The sequence below is a fragment of the Nonomuraea turkmeniaca genome (genome assembly GCF_005889735.1).
Taxonomy (GTDB): Bacteria; Actinomycetota; Actinomycetes; order Streptosporangiales; family Streptosporangiaceae; genus Nonomuraea; species Nonomuraea turkmeniaca.
Genome location: NZ_VCKY01000254.1, coordinates 1 through 14,927, shown reverse-complemented (window position 1 = coordinate 14,927; position 14,927 = coordinate 1). Strand labels below are relative to the sequence as shown.

The window sequence follows — 14,927 nt, the reverse complement described above, 5'->3', positions numbered from 1 at the left end:
GTGGTGGGCAGGGTCGCCCCGGGCGAGTGGGACGTCGTGGTGATCGATGACCGTCTGGTGGAGGGGCTGGACGCCGGCGGGAACCCGGTCTACCCGGTCTGCCGCCGCGCGGCCGAGGCGATCCGCCCGCGATAGCTCCGCGTTCAGCCGTACCCCGGGCGTTGACGGGGCCGGGCCCGTCAGGTCGCGCTCTGCTGGTCGTGGTCGCGCAGCATGCGCAGGACGGTCGCGGCCGAGGGGTGACGGCCCTTTTTCGCGCCGCTGGTGATGACGAGGCGGGCGGCGATGTCGCGCAGGCTGAGGTTCTGGCCGCGCAGGTGCAGGGCCATGGCGAGCATGTTCTCGTCGGTGACGGCGGCGCCGCCGATGGCCTTGCCGCGGGCGCGGGCGGATTCGTGGCCTTCCAGGGTGCGGTCGCGGATGTACTCGCGTTCCATCCCCGACAGCGCGGCCAGCACGGTGAACACCACGCCCGAGGGGTCGTGGGAGCCCTGCAGCTCGCCGGTGAGGAACTCCAGGCCGATGTCGGCGGCGCGCAGCTGCTCGGCGAGGGCGGCCAGGTCGAGGCCGCGGCCGAGCCGTTTGTGCTCGTGCACCACGAGCGTGACCGCCACGCCCGCCGCGCGCAGTTCCCGGGCCAGGGTGACGGCCTTGTCGAGCTCGGGGCGGATGGTGGCGCGGGTGGAGATCTTCTCGGCGAAGACGCGGGTGACGCCGGCGGCCTTGAGCGCGTCGAGCTGGGTGTCCAGGGACTGGCGAAGAGTGGAGGCGCGGGCGTAGCCGATCCGCGCGTGCCCGGCCGGTTCGGCGTCGGCCGTGGCAGGGCGGGGCAGTTCGATCCACAGTGTGCCCGGCTTGCGGATGGCCGGAGTGGGGACGTTGAGCGCCTTGGCGAACGCGGGCACGAGCCGGAAGCGGGCGGTGTGGTACTGGACGGCGACCTTGCCCTTGCCGGTTCGGCAGGGGGAGCCGGCCGGGGCAGCGCAGGAGGTCATCGGGCAGGCGTGGGCCTCCACGCGGAGGAACTCGTCGTACACCCCGGAAGTGTTTCATAGGAACGTTTCAGACAGCCATCCATTTGCACCGACTTATGAAACAGCGTTCGCCCTGGACGCGTCCGGCCGGAGGCGGTGTTTCATAGGTTTCCACCTATGAAACACTGCGTTGTCGTCGTCGACCCTCCAAGGCTCACGCGGATATCAGGCTCGCGATCGCTGTAAGAGGAGAAACGGTTCCGTTGCAGGTCCACCCCCGCGCCCTGGCCAAGAGCGCGGTTGGGTGTGAACCGCGTCCTCGAGGACAGATCTCATTCCACCAGAACGGTCCCCCCGAAGGCGGTACGGCCCTGCCCGAGGTCACAGATGACGGCGGCGCCGCGCCGGACTACTGGCGCCACACCTTCATCCCCACCCACACCCCCAGCGGCCGACCGATCACCATCGGCCCGAAAGTCGCCAGCTTCGACCAGAAGATCCCACTCCTGCTCACCGGCGAGGCCATCGCACCCGTGACGGCCCAAGCCAGACGCCTGGCGCCACACCCCGGCATCGCCTACCCGCTCATCCGCGACGCACCACTCGCCCGTTTCGCGCTTGTCTGGCGCACCGCCGCCGAAACCGATCTCATCCGAACCTTTGCCAGCGTCGTCACCGAGCTGGGCCCGATAGTCCTATGACGTCGGCGCGGCCCCGCCAACCCCGGAGACTCTGATGTGCTGATGTCCTACCCGGCGGGCAGGATGGGCGCGGGAGGTACAGATGAGCGACATCGCGGACGTTCCACCCGCCGTTGTGGGCCGGCTCCGGGTGATCTGCGGGGAGCTGCCCGAGGCGTACGAGGAGCCGGCGTGGATCGGCCTGCGGTGGCGGATTCGCCGGCGGACGTTCCTGCACGTCTACACCACCGACGGGAGGGGGTCGGCGTACATCGATATGGACGATCCGGCCATCCTGATGACCTTCCGGGCGCCGCCCGGGGAGTTGGCCGCGCTGGCGCATGCCGGCCCTCCGTTCTTCCGGGCCGACTGGGGTGTGAATGTCGTGGGAATGGTGCTGGACGACGAGACGGACTGGGTCGAGGTTGCCGAGCTGGTGACGGACAGCTATCGCGTGCAGGCGCCCCGCCGCCTCGCGTTCCGGCTGAAGGCAGGTGGATGAACCGCCGGCTACCTCCCCACGTTGCCGCTTATCCAGGTTCGGTGCTGAGAAACATTCCTATTCACGGTGGGATAGGTCGGGTTGCCGCACTGGCCAGAGATATTTCAGGAGACGATTCCGATGACGACATCACCCAGTGCCGCATGCTCCGGCCGTCTGGCCGGATTTGCGGGTGCAGTTCATCCCGGGCGTGATCGGCTTCACGAACTGGTAGATGCCTTCGCAGGTCCACCGCGGCGTGACATCGAGGAAGACCTCGCGTCGTTCGTTGGGGAAGCCCGCATTGCTGGTCTTTCCGTAGCCGGTCGTGACTACCTCGCCGGTCGGCACCGCGCCCTGGCTGGGCAGTGCGGGTGCGATGAGGGGCTCCGACAGATGGGCTGGTCAAGCGCAGGATCGCGAGATCGCCGTCCATTGCCGGGACGCGCCTTCACTCGGTTCGGGCACCGGCCTCGAGTACGGTGAGGTCGCGGACCGCATACCGGTGATGCTCGGCCTCTTCCTTGCACACCACCGTGAGGCAACGGCGCACGACGTACTCCTTGTCCGGGTAGGGGTCGGCCGGCTTGCGACCACATACCCGGTCGAGCTCGGCCTCGGTGAGCTCGACGACGACCCGGCGCATCGTGGCCATGCGGGCGAGCCGCGGCGCGAGTACCTCGTCGAGCGTCGGGGTGGCATCGAGGGTGAGCCCGAGCTTCGCCGATGCTTCGGCCGGCATCCCGCCGCCAGGAAGGCCCAACGGGTGGTACGGCGCGTCCTCCTCGAGCACGGCGTTGCCGATCCAGGCATCGCTGGCCATCAGCAGATGCCGCTGCGTCTCGACGAACGACCACTCGCCGTCGACCTGCTCGTGCAGCTTCGCCTCGGGTAGGCGCCTGGCGCGGTCGAGCGTCTCCTCCCATTGCTTCTCGATGGCATCCCAAGCGGCCCGGTATTCGGCGGCGGACGTGGCCTCACGGGCCAGCACCCGGTTGGGATGCAGCCGGTCGAGCTCGGCCTCGACGTAGGCGGTCACGTCGACGTCGTTGACAACGACACGCTCGAAGCTGCCACCGAGGGAGACGTTGCCCCCATAGCAGTCCACGATCTTCAGGCCGGTGACGTCGCAATCGCGAATCTCGAGGCCGGAGAGGTCGCACAGGTGGATGCGGGCACCACGGAACTGGTCACTTTGGGTGTATTCAGCAGGCATCGGGACAGTTTCCCGTATCCGTCCCGCCCGCGCCAGTGAATGGCACAACGTGAGGGTTGCGTGTTGCGTCCGGGCGGGGGAGTGCGGGATCGAGCGTCTTGGCGAGCGCTCGACGATCGATCTTGCCCGCGCGGTTGAGAGGCATCTCGTCCAGCCAGACGTAGACGCGTGGAATCATCGGCGCGGGTAGCCAACTACCCAGTTGGCTCGTGAGCAGCTCGTCGGGTCGCCGTTCGCCGACCAGATAGGCGACGATGGCCGCGCCGCCCGGGTTCTCGTGGCTTGTGTCTTCGATGGCGGCACGACGCTCACGATCACAAAGCGCTGTGCCAAGTCCTGCTTGATCCGCTCGGCCCAGGCGGAGACCGCAAGTTCCAGCACACGGTCTACGACCGCGATGCTGACCGGCCCGCTGTCCTCACCGGCCACGACCGCCGTCGAAGACGCCGTACTCCTCTTCGACGGCGTCTTCCTCCTGCGGCCAGAACTCATCGACCAATGGGATCTGCGGATCTTCGTGTCCGTCGACTTCGAGCAGACCATAGATCGCGCCCTGACCCGCAGCATGGCGATGGCCGGATCCGCCGATGCCGCCGAGATCGAACGGTCCTGGCGCCACCGCTACATCCCATCCCAACAGCTCTACTTCGCGACAGCCCGCCCGACCGATCACGCTGACATCATCGTGTACAACGATCAGCTCCACGAGCCGACCTGGGACATCCGATCCGCGCGCCCCGGAACGACCGGGGATCGGCATGAACTCGTCCTCAGGCGGCCAGACTGAGATCGAGGCGGGTGTTCATGTCGAGGCGGAACCGGCCGTAGGGGTTGATGTGGACCCAGAATAGGGGTGAGAGCGCCCGGTGGTCCTCGTCGGTGAGCTTCCGCGCCCACTTCGGATCTCGTAGCACGGCCTGGAGGAGCTGGGTGTTGATGAACACCAGCGAGGACTGGAGTAGGTGCAGTGCGAGCATGGACACCTCGGCGTGCTCGCGATCGGAACCGGTGAGGGTGCCCTCACGACCGTAGAAGATCTTGTCGTTGGCGCTGTTCCAGTTCTCCACGACCTGCAGCCCATTGTTGATCTCACGGCGGAGTTCCTCATCGGCGAGGTAGTCGCAGGCGAAGATGGTGCGCACGACCCGGCCGAGTTCTTCCAGGGCGAGGTAGACCGGCTGCTTGGGGCCCCCACTCTTGGACTTCATAAACCGGCGCAGCACCTGCTCGGCCTCGTTAGTGCGAAGGCGGAGCGCGGTCGCGTACTTGATGATCTGATCGTAGTTGCGGGCGATCAGATCCCAGTCGATCGGCCGCTGCTTCAGGACCTTCGCCAACTTCGGCCACGCGGCCTGGTTCGCGGTCGGCGCGTACAGCTGGATCGCGCCGATGTTCTTCAGCCGGGGCAGCAGCTTGAACCCCAGGACCTCGGTGAAGGCAAAACCCACCAGCGAAGCTCCATGGGTGTCGGTGTAGTTCGCCTCTATGTCGGCGTCGGTGCCGTGCCGCAGCAGCCCCTCGATCATCGCCGCAACCTCCGAGGAGGAACACGACTTCAGCTGTGAGTAGACGCACAGCCGACCCTTGTCGACATGCCAGTAGATCATGACGCCGTAGCCGCCGTACCGGGCGTGGAATTCGGTCATCAGGTTGGAGTCCCAGGAGGCGAACCGCTTTGAGTCCGATGCCGTCGACGTCGCCTTCCCCCACCACTTCGGGTCCCGGGCCTCCAGGGTCGCATTCACCACGGACACGATCGCGGCACGCAGGTTCTCCCGAGTGATGAAGGTCTGGCGGACGTGCCGTAGCTCGGCCTCGGTGTGGCCGTGCTCACCGGTCGCTGACATCTGTCGGATCCCCATGTTGGTGCCGAGCGCGAACAACACGAGCAGAAGCCGCTTGCTCAAGGTCTCCTTGGACAGGACCTCGCGGGTCGCGACCGAGGTGAACAGGTCGGGGAAGTCGGTGATGAACGCGGTGTTCTTCAGGATGTCCAGCAGGTCGATGGTGCCCCAGCGGCGCTGCACCTCGGCCTTCAGAGCAGTGAGGTTCTTCGGCTCGGGCAGCTTGTCGAGCTTCGGGACCGACACCCACGGCTTGCCCTTCCGGGTGGTGATCTTCACGCCTCCTGTGGTGCCCTCGACGAGGCCGGTGTTCAGCCGGTCCAGGCCCGCGGTCAGGCGGCTTTTGAGGTCGGCTATGAACTCGGTGGCATCCAGGGGCTTGGACAGGGCGGCGTAGTGGACGTCGCGGTTGGTCTCGAAGTCGCCGGGCAGGTCCTTGTCCGGATCGCGCCACCGGCCAGCGCCCTGCACGTACACCTCACGGCGCCGCAGCGCCTCCCGCAACGCGATCAGCACGCACAGCTCGTACGGGATTCGCTCGACCCGCCGGGACTCGGCGTCCACCACCGCGTCCCGCCACGCCCACTGCACCACGCCCTCGATCGGCACCCGCTCGGTCTCGGCGTAGTACCGCTCGGTCGCTGCGACCCCCGCGTACCGAGACAGCAAGTCGATCGCGTCCATCACCGGTCGGTAGGCGGTGTTGTTGCACTTGAACTCCAACGCCGCCAGGATCGGCCCGAGCATCCGCCGGTAGTGGTGGGAGTAGGAGCCGCGCAGCTGGTAGCGGATCCGCTCGGAGACAGCCCGCTCGGTGGCCATCAGCTCCCGCGCCAATGACTTCAGCGTTCCCACCCCACCCGGCACCGCCGGATACACCGCCTCCCGCACCGTGTCGTCGGGGCGCTCGATCGCGGCTTTGATCATGTTGACGTAGATGCCGCGCTTGCCCCGTACCTTCGTCAACTCGCCGACCAGCTCCCGCTCCACCCGCCGCTCGGCCCGCGCGTTGATCCGGTGAATCAGGTCGATCAGCAGCCCGACCAGCCCGTCGACCAGCTCGGCCTGCCGCGTCCAGCACAATGCCGCCAGCAGCGTGTACCGCACCGGCTCGGAGCTGTCCTCGAAGTCCGACGGGTACATCCGCATCGCCCGCGTCCGCCACGCCGCCACGATCCGATCCGACACCCCGGAGAAGACCCCGTCCGGCAGCCCCAGCGACCGAGCCGTCGCCAGCTTCCCGATCTCCGCCAGCAACGTGTCCAACCCCAGCGGACCCGGGTCGGACTTCAACTCCGCCAGCACATGCGGACGGTCCAGCAGATCCTGCAACCTGCCGCACACCACCGACCCCAGTGTGCCCACCACGCCCTCCGAGAACGCCACCTCGAACTTGGAAAGGCCCGACCCCACCACCCGCTCCACCTGGCCGGGCGTCGGCGGCTCCACATCCTCGCTCCGGCATCTGCGGCGCAGCGCCTCAGCAAGCCGCTGGCGACTCGTCTCCGTCGGGCACATCTCCTCCGCCAGCCACCGTGCCCACCGGTCCTCATCCTCCTCCGTCGCCGGCCGCGTCCCGAACGCCTCCCTGATCTGCTTGCGGTGATACTCGATCGTCCGCCCCGTCCACCGGTACTTCGCGAACTCCCCGGCGTCGACCTTCACCAGCGACGCCACATAGTCGACCGCGACCAGCGGAACCGCCTGCGGACCGTCCGGGAACCGGCCCTCAAGCTCATAGAACTTCAGCAACAACGCGAACCCCAACCGCGTCGCGCCCGACTTGTTACGGATCAGCTTCCAATCACCCTCGACCAGCGTCCACGAACCGATCAGCTCATCCGGTTCCCACTCCGCGCGCATCCCCACCACTCCCAGACCGAGACCACCACCAGGACATGGCTCACGATCAAGGAAAAGGTCGCCCATTTCACCGGGATTGACCTACTTGCAACCACTACGCGACGAACCCGAAAGATAGCTCACCGCTACTTTGCGGCTCGCCGTAGCTTTAGGAGTTCCGGGCCGACACCGACAGTTTCACCTGCAAGCGACGCCTGGGTCCGCAACCCCGTAGACGCACTCTCGTATTCACGATTACTTTCGGGAATCTTGCCTTCTCGCAAGTTGGAGCGGGCCGCGAGCGACACAACGAACCATCATTTTTGATTTCGATTTTCTAGCAAATAGAAAATGGTAGGCTGCGCCTGTGACTGCAGAGACCAGCGTGGTGACGCCGTGCAAGCATTGCGGAGCGGCGATCGAGCAACGGCGGGGACGCGGGCGGCCGAAGGCGTACTGCCCGGAGAAGGACTGTCAGGCGGCCGCCAAGCGGGAGCGCGAGCTGCGGCGGGCCACGCCAGGCCTGGAGGGAGCGCTGGCCAGGGCCGAGCAGTTGTATGACCGCATGGAGAGCGGGCTGGCGGCGGCCATCGAGCCACTGGCGCGAGCGCTGGCCGACGAGCTGAGCCCCGCCGGCGTGGAGGCCAAGCTCAGCGCCGTGCAGGCCGAGGCGCATACGCGGGTCGCGATCGCGCGTACCGAGCGGGAGCAGGCCTTCGAGCAGGTACGGCTGGCGCGCGAGGCCGCCGAGCACGCACGCAGGCAAACGGCCGAGATGCGGGCCAGGCTCCAGGAGGCGGAGAACGAGCGAGAGACCGCGCTCCACGATGCCGAGCGGGCGCGGGAGCAGGCGCTGGCCGCGTTGCGGGAGGCGGCAAGCACCGAACGGCAGGCCCTGCAGACGGCCGAAGAGGCGCAACGGCGTGCGGATGCCGCCGAGCAGCGGGCCAAGGAAGCGGCACACCAGGTTGAGCTGACCGAACGGGCCAGGGATCAGGCCGTTCAGGAACTGTCCGAACGGGTGGAGCTGGCCGATCGGCGGGCCACGGAGGCGCGGGCACAGGCCGTACAGGCGCAGGAGGAGGCCGGGCAGGCAAGGGAGGAAACGGATCGGGCCCGGGAAGAGACGGCGGCGGCCGTGCGGGACCGTGAGCAGGCCGAGCGTGACGTGATCGCGGCCAGAGCCCGCGAGGAGGCGGCTGTACAGGAGCGGGAACGCGCCGTCGAACGGGCGGTCGCGGCCGAACGCACCGCGGCCGAGGCCGGGCGCGATCGGGCAGTCGCACTACAGGAGGCCGAACGGGCGGCGACTGAGGTCGAGCGGTTGACGGGGAAGGTGGCGGCGGTCGAGGAAGAGAACGCGGCCGCGCTGGCTCGGGAGCGGAAGCTCGTGACACGGGAGAAGGCACGCGCCGATACCGCGGCCAAGGAGCGTGATCAGGCGCGGGCGGAGCTGCGGCTGGAGCGGGTACGGCTTGAGGACCTGCGGGCCGAACTGGAGGCGGCCCGAGCGGAGGCGGCTCAGCTGCGGGAACGGGCGGTCGCGGCAGAGTTGCGAGCGGGTTGACCCACGAGCCGTTATTGCGGCACGGGCGCCGGCTCGCTGTGCACGGCTTCGACAGCCCGGAGGGTGCGGCGGTCGTCGAGGGAGTTGGCCTGGCTCTCGTCGATGAGCCGCAGCGCGTCCTCGATGGCACCCCGTGTTGACCGCCTGCATGAGCGACGTGGCCGGTTGGTGACCGTGGCCCGGGTACACGGGCCAGGAACGCGCGCAGGGCTTGCGCGTGCAGCGGCGTATAGGTGCGATAGCCGTGGACGGTGCGTTCGTGGGCGGGCAGGATGCCGGCGTCCTCGTCACTCCTGATCGCCTGGGTGGACAGGCTGTGCTCGCGCGCCGGGTCCGCTGGTCTCATGGATGCATCACCGATTGAAGGTTCATCGCGATGAGAGCGGGTGTTTCCGCGGCAAAGTTTACACCGGAAGTTCAACGATACCGTTGAGGTCATGGATATCAAGGACACAGCCCGTCCGCTCGACGGCGCGGGCGTCTCGGCGTTCCTCCGGTCGCTGCCTGCCAAGCCCCTGCTGCTCGGCCTGGGCGAGGCCAGGCACTTCGTGGAGGAGCTGGGCGAGTTGCGCAACGAGATCTTCCGGCATCTGGTCGAGCATGAGGGCTACCGATCGTTCGCCATCGAGAGCGACTGCCTCATGGGCCTCGTGGTGGACGACTACATCTCGACGGGCGCGGGCACGCTCGACGACGTCATGGAACGCGGCTTCAGCCACGGCTTCGGCGCGTCACCGGCCAGCCGCGAGCTCGTGCGCTGGATGCAGGCGTACAACGAGGAGCATGACGAAAAGCTCCGGTTCTACGGATTCGACGGGCCGCTGGAGTATTGGGCCGCGAGCCCGCGCCAGGCGCTCACCGCCCTCTACGCCCTCCTCGACGGCCCGCTCCCGTGCACGATGGAAACCCTCGACACGCTGCTCGGCCCGGACGACCGGTGGACGAACGAAGCCACGGTCATGGACCCGTCCCAGTCGATCGGCCAGTCCGCCGAGGCCCAGCGGCTGCGGCTGCTCGCCGACGACTTGGTGGCACTGCTCGACACGCAGGCGCCACGGCTGAGCACGGAGGACAGAGAGAGGGCGGCACTGTACGGGCGCACCGCCGTCGGTCTGCTCCGCTACCACCACTGGATGGCCGACACGTCCCCGGCCCGGATAGCCAGGCTGTCGGCCCTGCGGGACGCGATGATGGCCGCCAACCTGCTTGCCGTCGCCGAGCACGGTCCGGCCCTGGTCTTCACGCACAATCTCCACCTGCAGCGGAACAAGAGCTTCATGTCGTTCGGCGACCAGCAGTTGGAGTGGTGGAGTGCGGGGGCGATCAGCGGGACGCATCTGGGCGACCGGTACGTCTTCCTGGCCTCAGCCCTCGGCACGGTGGGCGACCACGTCCCGCCCCCGGACACCGTCGAGGGCCTCCTGTCCACGCTCCCGTGGGACCACTCTCTCATCGACGCCCGCCGCCTGACCGAGGCCATCACGAAGCCCACCCCGCGCATCTCCCACGATTTCGCCTATTTCCCGCTGGACCCGGCCCAGCTCGACATGATCGATGGAGTCGTCTTCCTCAAGCAGGCCGTCAGACTGGGTTGACAGGCACGTGCGTGTCAGGCTGCGCCGACAAGCCGAGGGCTTCCCAAAAATGCGGGTCTCGCGGTGTCCTGCCTGATAAAGGCCGTGAACCTCGTTGGCGGCAGGTCTGTTTCGCCATGGGTGCCACCGGCGCGGCGCGGCGCGGCGCGCCTACGCCTCTGGCCTGGGAGAGGCGACCCGCTCAGCTCCAGGCGGCGGCGCTCGCGGCGCAGCTGCACCGTCCCGTGTGGGTCATGTTCGTGGTGCACAGCGAGGTCAGGCCGCGCTGGTCGACGTCGATGAGCACCTCGGCCCACTCGGGCTCGGCGAGCAAGTCCTCCGGTCCGCTCCGGAGTGTCTGCCACGAGAGCGTCGCGCGTCACAGGGTGCGGCCCTGCACGCCGCGCGCCAGCCCGGCATCTGGGTACGGGTTCTCAGCGGCTCACGGCGGTCTCCCGTTCAATCCGCGACAGCTTCTCGGGATTGCGCACGTGGTAGGCGCCGGTGACGTAGCCGTTCTCCACTCGCACCGCCACCACGCCGTCGATCTCGCCGTTAACCCGGACGAGCAGCCCCGGGCCGCCATTGATCTGCACCAGCTCGACCGACCTTTCGGCGTCGCGCTTCCACCAGCCGACGGCCAGCAAACGAGCAACGTTGTCAGCTCCCACAATGGGCCGCAGCAGGGCATGCTTGACACCGCCGCCATCGCTCAGGGCGACGACGTCCGGCGCGAGGATGTCGAGCAGGCTCTGCAACTCGCCGGTTTCGACCGCTCGTTGGAAAGCCTGGAGGGCGGCTCGGTGCTCGGCCGGGGAGCCGGTGCCGCGTGGCCGGCGCGCGGCGACGTGCGCGCGTGCCCGGTGGGCGATCTGGCGTACCGCGGCCGGGCTCTTGCCGACGGCTTGGGCGATCTCGTCGTAGTCCAGATCGAACACCTCGCGCAGCACGAACACCGCCCGCTCGGTCGGCCCGAGCGTCTCCAGCACCAGCAGCATCGCCATCGAGACGCTGTCGGCCAGTTCGACGTCCTCGGCCACATCCGGCGCGGTCAGCAGCGGCTCCGGTAGCCACGGCCCCACGTAGGTCTCCTTGCGCCGGTCCAGTGTGCGCAGTCGTTTCAGCGCCTGCCTGGTGGCGATCCGGATCAGGTATGCGCGCTGGTCCAGCACCGTGCCGAGGTCGACGCCCGCCCACAACAGCCAGGTCTCCTGCAGGACGTCCTCGGCGTCGGTGGCGGAGCCGAGGATCTCGTAGGCGAGAGTGAACAACAGGTTGCGGTGGGCGACGAACGCCTCGGTGGCCGCGTCCATGCGACTGCCACGATCTGCGGCCGTCGGTTTTGTTCGCTCATCACTGGTTCCTGCCTGTTGGTTCGCGACCCGTGCCATATCCATACGATCCCGGCCCCCGCCGCTTTGTGACGCCGACGATCCGTGGTCTATGTCACATGGGTCCCGCTGTCACAAGGAGCGGATCGCCGGGATCTCTTGCTCGTCACGACGCAACACCACGAGTAAGGAAGTCCCAGCATGACCACACCCACGACGACCAACCTCCGGTCGCGCATGCCCAACCCCCTTCCGTTCGTCCCCGAGATGGCGGTAGTCGGCGAAGGCCTGCACAAGGTCATCAAGAACGGCTCGATTCCGCAGGTCACCATCCACCTGCTGCAGCTGCGCGCCGGGCAGATGCTCGGCAGCACGTACTTCACCATCAGGGAAACCGGCAACCTCCGCCAGGCAGGGGAATCAGAGGAGCGCATCACCGCCGTGGCGACCTGGCGGGACGCCACCTACTTCACCGACGCCGAGCGGGTCGCGCTGGAGCTGGTGGAGGCAGTCCTGTCCCCGAACCCGTCCGGGGAGCGAGTCCCCGACGAGCTGTACGCCAAGGCTTCCGCGCACTACGACGACAAGGCGCTCTGGACGCTCATCATGGCGATCGCCCACATCGGCTTCTTCACCCCCGCCGCTCTCATCGCCAAGCCGATCCCCGGCATGCCCCCCGGCCAGAACTACAGCGAGTAAGAAAGGCATAAGGCATGAGCATCACCAAGTTCGCGGTGGCAGGAGCGACCGGACGGCTGGGACGCCACGTCGTCGACGTCCTCACCGAACGGGGGCGCCAAGTCGTGCCGATGTCACGAGCCACCGGCGTGGACATCATGGAGCGGTGCCGCGAGCACGCCGCGCGCGATCTCGGGCCTTTCGCGGTCGAGCAGGTCTCCATCAGCGCCGGGTGGGGAGTCTGGGCGCTGGCCATGCTGGACCTCGGCTACGGACGCTGGGAAGCGGTCCTCGACCGGCTCGCGACCGCCGCGCGTGGCCCCATCGGCCACCAGGTCAGCGCCGTCTGCTTCGCGGCGGACGAGATCGAGGCCGCCGTGCGGCTCGGCAGAGCCGACGCGGCGCCCGTACCCTTCGAACGGCTCCGCCGCTGGGCTGAGGCAGCCGCACTGCCCTGGTCGGACGCCGTGCTGGAGCGCTGCCGCGCCCTGCTGTCCCTGGACGACGACCCGGAGGCGCACTTCACCGCGGCGGTGTCCTGTGCGGACCGGCCGTTCGAACAGGCCAGATCGGCACTGGTGTACGGCGAGTGGCTGCGCCGGTCCCGCCGCGCCTCCGACGCTCGCATCCAGCTGCGCCACGCCGCGGAAACCTTCACCCTCCTCGGCGCGACGCTGTGGGCCGAGCGCGCCGCCGCGGAGCTTCGGGCGGCGGGTGAGACCACGCCCACCCGCGCCACAGGCCACGACCCGGTCGCCGGGCTCACCAGCCAGGAGCTTCAGGTGGTGCGCCTGACCGCACGCGGCCGGGTTCTTCGGGCTCATCTCGACGCAGGTAGCGTTGGGCATCGCGCAGGTGACGGCCCTGCACGTCCCCTTGGGCGTCCTGCTGTTCGGGATGAGCGTCCTTCAGCTCGCCTGGATCCGGACCGGCCGCCGTACTCACCCGGCCGAGCCGCTCTCGACGGGTCAGCTCAGGCTGGACGGACCGGACAGATGAGACGCTGCGACGCCTGGTCACCGACGGCGTCGGTGTCGGTGTCGGCGTCGGCGTCACCGAGGCCGCCCGCACATTGCAGATCGGCCGCTCCACCGCCCGCTCGCGGATCCCAAGCAGCGCCTGATCAAAGACCCTTGATGCTCGTAGACTTCCCGGGTGGCCACAGAAGTGATCAACCGGCTCGCTGAGACGGAATCCCTCCTCTCACGTCACCATTCCTCGCCCGTCACCGTGCGCGAGTGGCAGCACCTGGAGCCTTGGGCCGTCGCGAGAGCACAGCTGAGAGGCCTTGCCCGTCACGAGCACGTGATCGTCAAATGGGTGCGGTCCTCCCACCCGGACCGGACTCGTTCCGAGGGGTGGCGGTCCCGCACCGAGCTGGCAGCTCTGCGGTTTCTCTCCGAGGACCTGGCCCTGAGCCTGGCTCCGCGTGTCATCGCCGCCGATGTCTCAAGCGGACTCACCGTGCTGGAGGACCTGGCCCCGCGTGTGGCGTTGGATCAGCTGTTACGCGCGGATGGTGCTGCGGCCCATGCGGATCGGCTGGTCGCCTTCGCTCGCGTACAGGGCGAGTTCCACGCCGCCACCGCATGCATGGCGGCAACCTACTACGCCCGCCGGGGCGCTCTCGGACCGGTTGACCCGGCTGCCGATCGCGTGGGGCGATGGACCGGGCTCCGCGAGGAGGGCCGCAGGCAAGCCGCCGCTGCCGGTGTGCCGATCACCGGCCAGGCCGAGCGCGAGCTGGTCGCCGTGCTGGAGGAACTGGCCGAGCCGGGACCGTTCCTGGCTTTCAGCAACGGTGACGCAGGAGCCAACAACACCCTCGTGCATGCCTCAGGCGTCCCTGACCCCCGCCTCATCGACTTCGAGTTCGCGGGTTACACCCACGCCCTCAACGACGCCGTCTGCTTGCACGTCCCCGGTCCTGCGTGGCTGTCGGTCGGCGACGCCATCGCCGACGGACTCGCCGACGCCTATCGCCAGGCTCTGGCTCGCGGTGTACGCCAGGCCGAGGACGACCAACGGTACGGCTTCGCCCTGGCAGCGGCATGCATCTCCTTCGCACTCGTCCGGCTGCAACGACTCTCGCTGTTGGACACCCGTGCGCCAGGCGACGACAGCCGTCTTCAGCTGGTAGCGACGCTCGAGGCCGCCGCCCGCACCGCCGAAGCTCACTACGCCCTGCCCCATCTCACCGGCTGGGCACGGCAGATGGCCGACCTGCTCCGCCGACGCTGGCCCGACACAGATCTGAGCCTCACCGACCCGACAACGTTCCCGCCCTACTCGGCACGCCGCAGGTAAGCGTTCGATGCAAGCCCAAGAGCGCTCTCACTCTTCAGCGGCAGCACCTCCGCCAAAGCGATCACTGCCTCCTTCAGCGGGTCGACGAACGCCGTCGCACTCTCTCAGTGACAGAACCGCCCTTCCTCCTGAGGCCGCGGTGTCGTGCGGCGGGGGACGGCCGCCGCGACGGACAGGTCCACGGGGTCCGTCCATTAGCTCCGCCTGCCCCTCAACCCATCGGCGGGCGCCGGGGCCAGCCCAGGGCACCTCGCACGCCGGCCGGTGACGCGGAAGGCGGCCGATGTGCTGGACAACCCCCGCGCGCAGATGGAGCTGGTGTCGACTGAGCCGGGGCGTGTTGTCGCCGCCGTCGTCAGGAGCGCCAGTGCTGGCGGGTGGCCCACTCGTGCAAGGTCGTCGTCCCGGTCCTGATCAGCGCAGGGTCGGGGGC

14 protein-coding genes are annotated in these 14,927 nt (G+C 68.4%); 8 read left to right on the top strand and 6 right to left on the bottom strand.

The window, feature by feature from the left end; genetic code table 11:
• Nucleotides 1-179: 179 nt before the first annotated feature.
• Nucleotides 180-1,037: a recombinase family protein gene (locus ETD86_RS45110; protein ID WP_246149276.1), complete on the bottom strand. Its 858-nt coding sequence runs from the start codon at nucleotides 1,035-1,037 to the stop codon at nucleotides 180-182.
• A 200-nt stretch (nucleotides 1,038-1,237) separates the two neighbouring features.
• Here ETD86_RS45110 and ETD86_RS45105 point away from each other — a divergent pair, with 200 nt between their 5' ends.
• A complete protein-coding gene (locus ETD86_RS45105) occupies nucleotides 1,238-1,675 on the top strand; it encodes a hypothetical protein (protein ID WP_127933456.1) in 438 nt (145 codons plus the stop codon).
• A gap of 82 nt (nucleotides 1,676-1,757) precedes the next feature.
• Entirely contained in the window at nucleotides 1,758-2,156 is a 399-nt protein-coding gene (locus tag ETD86_RS45100) for an MmcQ/YjbR family DNA-binding protein (RefSeq protein WP_127933457.1), read from the top strand.
• A 129-nt stretch (nucleotides 2,157-2,285) separates the two neighbouring features.
• Here ETD86_RS45100 and ETD86_RS45095 read toward each other — a convergent pair whose 3' ends face one another.
• Both ETD86_RS45095 and ETD86_RS45090 read right to left on the bottom strand, forming a co-directional pair.
• Nucleotides 2,286-2,486 carry a S1 family serine peptidase gene (locus ETD86_RS45095; protein WP_164903669.1) on the bottom strand — a complete coding sequence of 67 codons (201 nt, stop codon included), beginning with the start codon at nucleotides 2,484-2,486 and terminating at the stop codon, nucleotides 2,286-2,288.
• 100 nt (nucleotides 2,487-2,586) lie between these two features.
• Complete coding sequence (locus ETD86_RS45090) at nucleotides 2,587-3,351, bottom strand: DinB family protein (RefSeq protein WP_138672775.1); 765 nt, start codon at nucleotides 3,349-3,351, stop codon at nucleotides 2,587-2,589.
• A gap of 202 nt (nucleotides 3,352-3,553) precedes the next feature.
• Here ETD86_RS45090 and ETD86_RS45085 point away from each other — a divergent pair, with 202 nt between their 5' ends.
• Nucleotides 3,554-4,138 (top strand): nucleoside/nucleotide kinase family protein, encoded by a 585-nt coding sequence (locus ETD86_RS45085; RefSeq protein ID WP_206641479.1) that lies wholly within the window; start codon nucleotides 3,554-3,556, stop codon nucleotides 4,136-4,138.
• Here the strand turns inward: ETD86_RS45085 and ETD86_RS45080 are convergent.
• Nucleotides 4,122-7,058, bottom strand: a complete 2,937-nt coding sequence (locus ETD86_RS45080) for a Tn3 family transposase (RefSeq protein WP_138672774.1) — start codon at nucleotides 7,056-7,058, stop codon at nucleotides 4,122-4,124. The genes ETD86_RS45085 and ETD86_RS45080 overlap by 17 nt on opposite strands.
• Nucleotides 7,059-7,404: 346 nt before the next feature.
• Here ETD86_RS45080 and ETD86_RS45075 point away from each other — a divergent pair, with 346 nt between their 5' ends.
• Complete coding sequence (locus ETD86_RS45075) at nucleotides 7,405-8,604, top strand: coiled-coil domain-containing protein (protein WP_138672773.1); 1,200 nt, start codon at nucleotides 7,405-7,407, stop codon at nucleotides 8,602-8,604.
• 437 nt (nucleotides 8,605-9,041) lie between these two features.
• Nucleotides 9,042-10,199 carry an erythromycin esterase family protein gene (locus tag ETD86_RS45065; protein WP_138672772.1) on the top strand — a complete coding sequence of 386 codons (1,158 nt, stop codon included), beginning with the start codon at nucleotides 9,042-9,044 and terminating at the stop codon, nucleotides 10,197-10,199.
• Between the two features lie 181 nt (nucleotides 10,200-10,380).
• On the opposite strand, the gene ETD86_RS59430 is transcribed toward ETD86_RS45065, so the two are convergent.
• Nucleotides 10,381-10,512 (bottom strand): hypothetical protein, encoded by a 132-nt coding sequence (locus ETD86_RS59430; protein ID WP_281287077.1) that lies wholly within the window; start codon nucleotides 10,510-10,512, stop codon nucleotides 10,381-10,383.
• 100 nt (nucleotides 10,513-10,612) lie between these two features.
• Nucleotides 10,613-11,491, bottom strand: coding sequence for an RNA polymerase sigma-70 factor (locus ETD86_RS45060; protein WP_138672771.1), 879 nt, complete (start codon nucleotides 11,489-11,491; stop codon nucleotides 10,613-10,615).
• 219 nt (nucleotides 11,492-11,710) lie between these two features.
• Here ETD86_RS45060 and ETD86_RS45055 point away from each other — a divergent pair, with 219 nt between their 5' ends.
• Genes ETD86_RS45055 through ETD86_RS45045 form a run of 3 tightly spaced genes read left to right on the top strand, consistent with a single transcriptional unit; the run spans nucleotide 11,711 to nucleotide 14,494 of the window.
• The gene (locus tag ETD86_RS45055; RefSeq protein ID WP_138672770.1) at nucleotides 11,711-12,208 is read left to right on the top strand and encodes a carboxymuconolactone decarboxylase family protein; all 498 of its coding nucleotides are present in this window, start codon (nucleotides 11,711-11,713) and stop codon (nucleotides 12,206-12,208) included.
• 14 nt (nucleotides 12,209-12,222) lie between these two features.
• Nucleotides 12,223-13,374 carry a beta-ketoacyl-[acyl-carrier-protein] synthase family protein gene (locus ETD86_RS45050; RefSeq protein WP_138672769.1) on the top strand — a complete coding sequence of 384 codons (1,152 nt, stop codon included), beginning with the start codon at nucleotides 12,223-12,225 and terminating at the stop codon, nucleotides 13,372-13,374.
• Nucleotides 13,343-14,494 carry an aminoglycoside phosphotransferase family protein gene (locus tag ETD86_RS45045; RefSeq protein ID WP_138672768.1) on the top strand — a complete coding sequence of 384 codons (1,152 nt, stop codon included), beginning with the start codon at nucleotides 13,343-13,345 and terminating at the stop codon, nucleotides 14,492-14,494. The genes ETD86_RS45050 and ETD86_RS45045 overlap by 32 nt, the downstream gene beginning before the upstream one ends.
• Nucleotides 14,495-14,927 lie beyond the last annotated feature (433 nt).

What these genes read in the sequence shown, in the direction of transcription:
- ETD86_RS45100 (WP_127933457.1), top strand. Translation starts at nt 1,758, where the DNA reads ATGAGCGACATCGCGGACGTTCCACCCGCCGTTGTGGGCCGGCTCCGG.
- ETD86_RS45090 (WP_138672775.1), bottom strand. Translation starts at nt 3,351, where the DNA reads ATGCCTGCTGAATACACCCAAAGTGACCAGTTCCGTGGTGCCCGCATC.
- ETD86_RS45080 (WP_138672774.1), bottom strand. Translation starts at nt 7,058, where the DNA reads ATGCGCGCGGAGTGGGAACCGGATGAGCTGATCGGTTCGTGGACGCTG.
- ETD86_RS45065 (WP_138672772.1), top strand. Translation starts at nt 9,042, where the DNA reads ATGGATATCAAGGACACAGCCCGTCCGCTCGACGGCGCGGGCGTCTCG.
- ETD86_RS45060 (WP_138672771.1), bottom strand. Translation starts at nt 11,491, where the DNA reads ATGGACGCGGCCACCGAGGCGTTCGTCGCCCACCGCAACCTGTTGTTC.
- ETD86_RS45055 (WP_138672770.1), top strand. Translation starts at nt 11,711, where the DNA reads ATGACCACACCCACGACGACCAACCTCCGGTCGCGCATGCCCAACCCC.
- ETD86_RS45050 (WP_138672769.1), top strand. Translation starts at nt 12,223, where the DNA reads ATGAGCATCACCAAGTTCGCGGTGGCAGGAGCGACCGGACGGCTGGGA.